Annotated in this window: 10 protein-coding genes; 6 read left to right on the forward strand and 4 right to left on the reverse strand. The window is 63.5% G+C overall.

Features of this window, described 5'->3' with window-relative positions; genetic code table 11:
• The first annotated feature begins 41 nt into the window (after positions 1 to 41).
• Positions 42 to 599 carry a flavin reductase family protein gene (locus CCR84_RS08280; protein ID WP_201211280.1) on the forward strand — a complete coding sequence of 186 codons (558 nt, stop codon included), beginning with the start codon at positions 42 to 44 and terminating at the stop codon, positions 597 to 599.
• 20 nt (positions 600 to 619) lie between these two features.
• A complete protein-coding gene (locus tag CCR84_RS08285) occupies positions 620 to 931 on the forward strand; it encodes a hypothetical protein (RefSeq protein WP_201211282.1) in 312 nt (103 codons plus the stop codon).
• A 29-nt stretch (positions 932 to 960) separates the two neighbouring features.
• Here CCR84_RS08285 and CCR84_RS08290 read toward each other — a convergent pair whose 3' ends face one another.
• From CCR84_RS08290 to CCR84_RS08305, 4 genes are all read right to left on the reverse strand, one after another.
• Entirely contained in the window at positions 961 to 1674 is a 714-nt protein-coding gene (locus CCR84_RS08290; RefSeq protein ID WP_201211284.1) for a BON domain-containing protein, read from the reverse strand.
• Positions 1675 to 1969: 295 nt separating this feature from the next.
• Positions 1970 to 2365: a hypothetical protein gene (locus CCR84_RS08295; protein ID WP_201211285.1), complete on the reverse strand. Its 396-nt coding sequence runs from the start codon at positions 2363 to 2365 to the stop codon at positions 1970 to 1972.
• 97 nt (positions 2366 to 2462) lie between these two features.
• Positions 2463 to 3494, reverse strand: coding sequence for a hypothetical protein (locus CCR84_RS08300; RefSeq protein WP_201211287.1), 1032 nt, complete (start codon positions 3492 to 3494; stop codon positions 2463 to 2465).
• Positions 3495 to 3648: 154 nt separating this feature from the next.
• The gene (locus CCR84_RS08305) at positions 3649 to 4677 is read right to left on the reverse strand and encodes a helix-turn-helix transcriptional regulator (protein ID WP_201211289.1); all 1029 of its coding nucleotides are present in this window, start codon (positions 4675 to 4677) and stop codon (positions 3649 to 3651) included.
• 303 nt (positions 4678 to 4980) lie between these two features.
• Here CCR84_RS08305 and CCR84_RS08310 point away from each other — a divergent pair, with 303 nt between their 5' ends.
• Genes CCR84_RS08310 through CCR84_RS08325 form a run of 4 tightly spaced genes read left to right on the forward strand, consistent with a single transcriptional unit; the run spans position 4981 to position 7610 of the window.
• Positions 4981 to 5790 carry a hypothetical protein gene (locus tag CCR84_RS08310; RefSeq protein ID WP_201211291.1) on the forward strand — a complete coding sequence of 270 codons (810 nt, stop codon included), beginning with the start codon at positions 4981 to 4983 and terminating at the stop codon, positions 5788 to 5790.
• Positions 5791 to 5798: 8 nt separating this feature from the next.
• The gene (locus tag CCR84_RS08315; RefSeq protein WP_201211293.1) at positions 5799 to 6731 is read left to right on the forward strand and encodes a hypothetical protein; all 933 of its coding nucleotides are present in this window, start codon (positions 5799 to 5801) and stop codon (positions 6729 to 6731) included.
• Complete coding sequence (locus CCR84_RS08320) at positions 6728 to 7360, forward strand: hypothetical protein (protein WP_201211295.1); 633 nt, start codon at positions 6728 to 6730, stop codon at positions 7358 to 7360. The genes CCR84_RS08315 and CCR84_RS08320 overlap by 4 nt, the downstream gene beginning before the upstream one ends.
• A 52-nt stretch (positions 7361 to 7412) precedes the next feature.
• On the forward strand, positions 7413 to 7610 hold the full coding sequence (locus CCR84_RS08325) for a hypothetical protein (protein ID WP_201211297.1): 198 nt from the start codon (positions 7413 to 7415) through the stop codon (positions 7608 to 7610).
• Positions 7611 to 7937 lie beyond the last annotated feature (327 nt).

The raw sequence follows: 7937 nt of genomic DNA on the forward strand, positions 1-7937 counted from the left end.
GGATTGCGCGGATAATCGGCGCTTTTCCAGCGAGGACGATCATGAGCCCCCCTACCCCCGTGCCCCTCGACAAAGCCTACCTTTTGCTCAATCACGGCCCGGTGACGCTGGTCAGCAGTGCGGCCGGCGGTCGCCGCAACGTGATGGCGGCTTCGTGGGCGATGCCGCTCGATTTCGCACCGCCCAAGGTGGCCGTGGTGATCGACAAGAACACGCTGACGCGCGAACTCGTCGAGGCGAGCGGCGAGTTCGTCGTGAACATCCCGTCGCGCGCACTCGCGCAGACGGTGCTGGCGGCAGGATCGAGCTCGGGACGCGATGTCGACAAGTTCGCCGCGCTCGGCATCGAGACGGCAGCAGCGGCGGAGGTCGGCGCGCCCCTGCTCTCAGGTTGCTTGGGCTGGCTCGAATGCCGGGTGATCACCGAACCGGAAAACCAGCGCCGCTACGACCTCTTCATAGCCGAAGTCGTCGCCGCGTCGGCCGATCCTGCGGTCTTCAGCGACGGCCGCTGGCATTTCGCCGACGACCTGCAGCGGACGATCCACTACCGTGCCGGCGGCCATTTCTTCGCCACCGGCGAATCATTCGAGGCCTGAGCCAGGAGCGCGACTTCCCCATGAAAATCCACCAACTCCCGCAAGGTGCCCGCTTCGAGTACGAAGGCGAGGAATACGTGAAGACCGGCCCGATGCTCGCCACCGGCAAGGGCGGCGTACGCCTGATCCCGAAGTACGCGGTGCTGAAGCCGGTCGGAGAAGTCGAGGCCGCGCGCGAAACGCCGAAGGGTGGAGCGATCGCGCGGGAGAAGCTGCTCGCTGCGTTCGCTACCTTCTACGCCGAATGCCAGAGCCTGGTGCCGGAAGAACGGCAGAGCGAGCTGCGGTCGGCGCGGGTACGGTTTCTGGAGGCGATCGGCCAAGCCGCGTAGGACGGATTGAACCGATCACCGGCGTGCAGCTACTTGCCGGCAGCGCTCGCGCCAATGTTGACGACGGAACTATCGACGCTCTTCACGCCATCCACTTGCTGCGCCAGATTCCTGACGCGATCGAGGGCTAACTGGTCGGGCAAGCGTCCCTTGAGCACGACGACGCCGTTGATCGTCTCGACGCTTACGTCGAAACCTTCGCTGACGCTGCCGAGGAGAAGTTCCGACTTGACCTTGGTCGTGATCCAGGTGTCGGAAACCATCTCCCCGGTCTTGGCAGCAACTTCCTTCGCTTTGGCCGAGGTTGTGCTGGCGGATGGCGTCGTCAACTGGTTGTCGACACTCCTGACGCCATCGACAGCCAGAGTCACCGTTTCGGCAAATGCCTTCGCCTCGGAACTGCTCGCGCTGCCGTTGAGGGTAACGACGCCGTTGGTCGTCGTCACGCTGATGTCGGACTGCTTCAGTGCGGCTTCGCCGACCATCCGTGCTTTGACCTTGCCCGTGATGACGGTATCGCTGATGGCGGCGCCGATGCTGTCGCTCTTGGCGCGAGGCGCCGCATCGTCGGCGGCGATGGCAACTCCCGTGCTCGTCGCCGCGCCAATGGTGGCGGCCAGACAGGCGACGAAGAGAATATGGCGATGCAAGGTCCTGGGCGCTTGGGATGGAGACGACAGATGGGTGTTCATGCGAGTTCTCCGGAAATGGACCGACAAAGGGAATGTCGGCGATGCTGCCATCTTCGCTCTGGCTGAGTGTGACGGTCTGTATGCTCACGCACATAAGCCAGCACTCGTGGGATAGTGCGCCTTGGCAGCGGGAGCTCTTCAAATTACGGGTGGCGCGAGCGCGGTTTCTCGAGGTACCCCCGTGAGTCGCATCCCGCAGCGGGTGGCCAGCGCTAGCGGAGGTTCCACGCCGCGCGAGCCTGCTGCCCGCTGCCAATTCATTCGTTCCGCATTAACACTCTTTAGTGGCAGCCGTCCGCATCGTTCGACGATCGATGCAACAATGCGAGACCTGACCCCGTCGTCTCTACTTCCAACTCCCGATCGCGTGGTCGATCAGCTTCAGCAAATGGTCGGTGTTGTCTTTCCCCCGATCGGCACCCCCCTGCCCAGGATCGAAGAGGCATTCGTGCTTGAGCGGGTCATTGACCACCCGCATGCCGCGAACGCCGCCCGTGCCATCGACGAATCCGGGCTGCAGGGCGTAGAGCCGGCACCTGAACGCATCATGCCGGGGGCGCCAGGTCATCGAAAAGAGGTTCCGGGATGCGCGACCGCTCGCGCCGGGATTGGCGACCCGGATCAGCAGCGTGCCGGTGTCCGTTTCGGTGAAATGAATCGTGATGCCGGCTTTGCCGGCGTAGTGCGCGAGCAACTGATCGACGGCACCCTTGGCGACTTGATTGTGCAGCAGGCGCTGCATGAAGACTTCTTGTGGCATGGCGAGTTCTCTCCTGTGGTTTGCACCAGGCGCGTGGCGCATGTTGGATCTTAGGGGGAAGAGTTGCAGACGTGCGGGCTCACAGCTCTCGCAAGGAATCGAGCAACTGGATCTTCCTTCCGCGCGCCTGCGCCTTGGAAAGCTCGATACCGGCCAGGTAAAACTTGCCGCTGCAGGCGATGTACATCAGCTTGTCGATCGCCCGCGGCGCGCAGCCGACGCTTTCGGAAAGACCGCGGACGAAGTCGATGCTCTGCTGGGCGCCGGCGTCGCCGGGCAGCTTCAGCGCTGCGCTGACGACGTCGGTGACGTGTGTGTCGGCCTTCACGAAATTGGGGCTGCCGAGATCGGCGAAAAAACTCGGTGCGAGGCGCGGGCCGAACTCCCTGACGTGGCGCTGGGCGTCCCGCGACAGCGCATCGACCTCGGCTGCCGTGCGCGCGTTGTCGACCGCATCCCAGACCTTCTCGGCGCGGAACTCGAAGCGCTCGTCCAGGTAGAGGAGTCCGCTGAAGAGGCCGAGGACAACCCTGGCCCAGCCGATGTTACCGCACAGTTGCGCCGCATCCCTGGAACTCAGCGAGCGCGCCTGCGCGGCTGAAAGCGTCCCCAGCCTTTCGAGGCAGTCGATGTCGCCCGGCCTGAAACGGCGATCCTCGCCGATGTCGGCCGCCGCGTACTGGTGGGCCAGCGCGAGCCAGGCCTCGATCAGCGAATGGTAGTCGGTCCAGCGGCGCAGGCTCGCCTCTTCGGGGGCGAGGGAGAACAGGTCGACGACGCGCGGCGACTGCACCGGCCAGCGCGCGCCCTGGCGGACGTTGGCCACGCCCTGCCGGTTGATGTGGGTGCGCGCCAGCACGCGGGCGATACCGGTCATCGTGCGCGTGTCTTCGAAGCGCAGGAATGCGGTCGCTGCCGCGATGTCCTCGTCGGCGCGGCACCAGCCCATCAACCTGGCCTCGACGCTCGCGGCATGGATCGGCATGGCAAAGTGCGCGGGCTCGAGATGGACCGTCAGCAGTCGCTTGGCGGCGCGTTGATCGAGGTCGCCGACCAGGATCTGGATCGATTCGACGGCGTGCTGGACCAGGCAGTTGATGATCGCGTTCATGATGCCTCCGTGTTGCTCTCGCTCGGGGTGATGCCTGGCCGATCCGCTGCGGATCGCCGGGGCGGTGAGCAGTGACTATACGACCGAAGCACGACAAAACCTGTCGCGTGGCAGCATCCGCCGAACGATCGGCAGCGCGGGCGCTCCGGGAGGCTCACGCGTCCGCGTAATACCGTGCAGCGGCCGTCATCTCTTCGGCCATCCGCTGGCGCAAGTGGGCAGGGGCCAGCAACTCGACCCCGGCCCCCATGCTCTGCAGGAACTGGATCAGCAGGTAGGTTTCCGGGATCCGCGCGCGCAGGACGCTCCAGCCCGCGCGCGCAGGGTCGGGCTCGATGACTTGATCGGGCGCCAGCGGTCGTTCCCGGAAATGGTAAAGATAGTTCGGAGCGACGCGCAGTTCGAGCTCGATGAACGGATCGGGCCTGTCGACCACGAAGGAAAAGTGATACTGGCGCTCGATGTAAGCGTCGAGATCGAAATCGGCGCGCAACTGGGCGCGCTCGGGCAGGAGTTCGGCTGCCTGAATCCGGTGCGCGGCATAGGGCTTGGGGTCGTCCCACAGGCTGTCGGTGCCGAGGACATAGAGTGTTCCGTCCTTCATCACCAGGCCCTGGATGCTGACGTCACGCTCGCTGCGCTGGCCTGCAGAATTGGTGTAAAGCATCCGCAGCTTGCGCTCCCCCATCACCGCCTGCAACAGCGAGCGCTGCACCTCGGCGTCGATCTGCGGCGGCAGACGGCCGATGCCGTCCCGGGCCACGCGCAGGCGCTGCCAGAGGCGCTTCATGCCGGGCGCGCTGCCGAGCCGATGGTCAGCCACCGCCTGCAGTTGGGCGACCTCGAATTCGTCGGCCCCGGGCAGCGCCAGCGACAGGCTACGTCGGGCAAGCAGCAGGTTGAGCGCGAGCTCGCCGGTCATCAACCATCCGGCCACCGAACCATCGCGCAGGTAGTAGCGGGGAGGACGTTCCTCCAGGCGAACCAGCGGCGGCGACGAATCGTCGTCGCCGGTCCCCTCGCACAGTTCCTTCAGGTAGTGCTGCACGGCCCGTGTCTGCGCGCTGTCGGGAGCAGCGTCACCGAGCTTGTAGAATTTTTGCGTGATCTGCCGCCCCGTCAGCGCCGTCGATTCCTTGAGCGGCAGCACGGGCAACAGGCGCATCAGTGTCGAAACCTTCATCCCTCCCCCTCGCCATGCCTTGCGCGTCAGCGCAATCGTCGCACCGACAAGTTCTGTCGCGTCCATTCTATACACTCGGAGAACTGACAGGAGGCGACATCTGCCCGGCGGAGGCCATCGGCGCAGAGGCGTCCTGCGCGATTTCGGACTACGAGAGAACACGTATCATGGCATCGCTGCAAGGATCGGCAGAGGGCCGCAAGGCGCTGACGCCTGCTCGTCGAGGCAGCGGCGCCCTCGACGCGGTGCCCCGAGCCCCGTCGCCCGCGCAGCAGACAGAATTCAGCACATCTGGAGATTGGCATGAGCCGCGAGTTTGACCTGCATTTGTCGGAAGACTTCAAAGGTGGCGTCCATTTTTCGTCCTTTACTGCCGCGACGTACGAAGAATTCATGGAGGCCCTGTCCGAGCACTGGCACAGGGCAGGAATCACCCCGGAAACGGGTGAGATGTTCATCTTCACGACGATCGACACGGCAGAGGGCGACTACGAGTTCGAGGTGGGTTACTACCGGGTGGACGAGGACGGCGTGACCGGAATGTTGACATGCCCGGAGACGGGCAGCATCGAGCACATCATCTGCACGCTGCTGGGCGTCGATGTCGATGCGATCGGCGGCGATGACCAAGACCTTTTTCAGGCAGTCGCGAGATCCATCGTCACTTACGACAAACGCTGGCGCGACCTCTCCCCCGCCGAAGTGGCAAAGGTTGATGAACTTCTGGCGACGAGGAAGCGCCTGCTGGACGAGCGCGATGCCGAAGCGCTCAGGAGTTTCGGGCAGGCGATCGAGCGTTTGTTCGCGAGCACCCCGAACCTCAAGGAAAGACAGGACGAAATCCTTCGTCTGGTCGAGACTTACAGCAGGCCGGGGCCACGTTACGGGGACAAGACCCGCGAAGGCGTCAGGCTGGAGTTCATTCCCGAAGCGTACCTGAACGACCGGATCATCACCTACGCCTGCATGGCCAACATCGACAACATCGATGCCATACCGGACCGTTTTGCCAGACTGGAGCTCTATCAGCAGATCTGGGTCAAGCTGAAAAACAAGGCAATTGCCAAGGAGGCTTTTGCCTTGATCCCGGATTTCTACAAACCGGACCTGTGAATTTTTCCTTGCCCGCACTGACCCTGCACCCCGGCCCGCGCCTGCTGCGTCCGGCGCGTTCCGACGATTCACCGCCAGACGACGAAGACGTCGGGGCACGCGCGGTCGAGTTCCTGTTCGAACCGCTCGAACTCGCCCCGGACCTGCGCCTGCGCGACCTGTTCGGCCTGCTCGGGCAGTGCCCCGCGCTGCTCACCGTCTATCGCCGTTTCTACGCCGAGGAACTCTGCGCCGAGGCCGCACTGGGCCCGCTGCCCGCAAGCAGCAAGCTTCTGTCGATCGAACTGAAGCAGGCGTGGAACTACGACTCGCACGCGCGCGCGTACTCGGACGTGCGCCGCCTGCAGTTGTCGGTCGTGCGCGAGCCGGATCACGATGACGGCTGCCCCCCCGACGCAGACGGACTTGTGCGCTACAGCCTGGCCGGCAGCAGCCTGCGGCCGCTGCTGGACTTGCCGCTACGCCTCAAGAGCGAGGTCGACATCCACGAGGCCGACCGGTACTCGACGCGCAGTGGCCAGCGCCTGCGCACGGTGCGCTGCAGCGAGCTGACCCTCGGCGATCTGCTGCAGAGCGTGTTGTGGGAGCTGACCTGGTTTGGCCCGCCCGCAACCATCCGTGAGTTCGTCGAGGAAATGGCGGAAGGCACGGACGAAGCCGAATCCTGGCGCGAGATGGATGCTGACGAGTTCATGGACCAATTTTTCGGCGACGACGAGCGGCGGGCTTGCGAGCTGTTGTTCGAGTCGATCGGGACGCTGAGCGCACGCAAGATCACGAACGTCCTCGACAGGATTCCCGACCGCTGCAATGGCAGGCAGTGGCTCGCCAGGAATCTGGGCAAGCAGGTGCAGTTGCGCCCTGCCTTTCGGCGCCTGAACGGCCGGGATTTGCGCCAGGCGTTCGGCGAGGCGCGATCAGCTGGTAGATCCGCAACATGAGCGAATCGATGTCGATGAAGTACGGTGCCTTGCTCGCCCTGTCGGGGTTGTCTGTCGCCACGAGTTCGTTCGCGGCCGATTGCAGCCATTACGGGCGCGCTTGGTCGCCGTACGCGAGCAGGGAACTCGCCATGGAGTTCTGCCATCCGCCCGGCTTCACCGTGCAGACCGAAGGCAGGAACATCCATGTCGTGACCCGGCGAGCGGCCGCGCCAAAGCCGACCGCTGCGACGAACAGCAGGGTCGAGCTGGCGCTGAACGGCAAGGGAACGCACGAAAGCGGAAACCATGTGCTCACCCTGACGACTGGCAAGGGGGACTTCGCAGCGGGAAACGCAGAAGAACGGATATTCTTCGATGACGAGGGCATCATTCGTGCCGGCATCGGGAGGTTCAGCAATCCGGCTGCCAGGAAAGTCGGAGCCAATGGATGGACCGGCTACAAGACAGAAATTGTCTGCAGCACCCATGATGCAGAGACCGGATTTCATGCGGCTGGCGGTCTCTGCCTATGGGTACTCGGCAGCGACGGCCGCTGCTATTTCGTGGCGAACACCTCGGGCGAATCGTCATCCACAGCCACGGCGTGGAAGATCACCAGGAGCGTGAGATTCAGAGACGATTTCTAGCGCGGAGCTTACCGGCAAAACCAGGACTCCCGATCGGGCAAGTTTCTTCGGGATGAAAACCATCAAGCGGAGGATGCAAGCGATGTACAAGGCGCAATACAAGGCAAGAAACGCCCACGAAAGCTGGACCACGATCGGCCACTACGGCAGCGAAGGCGAAGCCTTGAACGTGGCGATCAGGAAGAAAAACAACGGGGCACTCATGGTCCGGGTTGTCGACAAGAAAGGCAACACCGTCTACTCAGGGTGACCGTTCCAGTCTCTGGCCCGAAAAAGCACCGACCTTCTCCGTAATTTCCATCCTTCGCATCGCTCCCCGATCGATGCAACAATGCGAGACCGGACCTGGCTCCATCGGCGCAGCTCCCTTCTGTGAGTTGACTACACCACCCCGTAATGCGGAAATGAGGATCGAGCTTCGCGGAGTGCTTACGCTTCAATTGACTGATAAACCTAAAAACCTCAGTTGCTGAAGTGCAGAGCGGCCGAAGGGCTGGCAAGCTATGGGTTTTGCGTTGATCGAGGGAGTCACCCGATGGGTGAATCGAAATTGAAGCGTCTGCGGGATCAAGAAATG

It is taken from the genome of Rhodocyclus purpureus, assembly GCF_016653115.1.
In the GTDB taxonomy this organism is placed as follows: domain Bacteria; phylum Pseudomonadota; class Gammaproteobacteria; order Burkholderiales; family Rhodocyclaceae; genus Rhodocyclus; species Rhodocyclus purpureus.

Excerpts from the sequence above, each read along its gene's own strand:
- CCR84_RS08280 (WP_201211280.1), top strand. The coding sequence starts at position 42 with ATGAGCCCCCCTACCCCCGTGCCCCTCGACAAAGCCTACCTTTTGCTC.
- CCR84_RS08285 (WP_201211282.1), top strand. The coding sequence starts at position 620 with ATGAAAATCCACCAACTCCCGCAAGGTGCCCGCTTCGAGTACGAAGGC.
- CCR84_RS08290 (WP_201211284.1), bottom strand. The coding sequence starts at position 1,674 with ATGGCAGCATCGCCGACATTCCCTTTGTCGGTCCATTTCCGGAGAACT.
- CCR84_RS08295 (WP_201211285.1), bottom strand. The coding sequence starts at position 2,365 with ATGCAGCGCCTGCTGCACAATCAAGTCGCCAAGGGTGCCGTCGATCAG.
- CCR84_RS08300 (WP_201211287.1), bottom strand. The coding sequence starts at position 3,494 with ATGAACGCGATCATCAACTGCCTGGTCCAGCACGCCGTCGAATCGATC.
- CCR84_RS08305 (WP_201211289.1), bottom strand. The coding sequence starts at position 4,677 with ATGAAGGTTTCGACACTGATGCGCCTGTTGCCCGTGCTGCCGCTCAAG.
- CCR84_RS08310 (WP_201211291.1), top strand. The coding sequence starts at position 4,981 with ATGAGCCGCGAGTTTGACCTGCATTTGTCGGAAGACTTCAAAGGTGGC.
- CCR84_RS08320 (WP_201211295.1), top strand. The coding sequence starts at position 6,728 with ATGAGCGAATCGATGTCGATGAAGTACGGTGCCTTGCTCGCCCTGTCG.
- CCR84_RS08325 (WP_201211297.1), top strand. The coding sequence starts at position 7,413 with ATGAAAACCATCAAGCGGAGGATGCAAGCGATGTACAAGGCGCAATAC.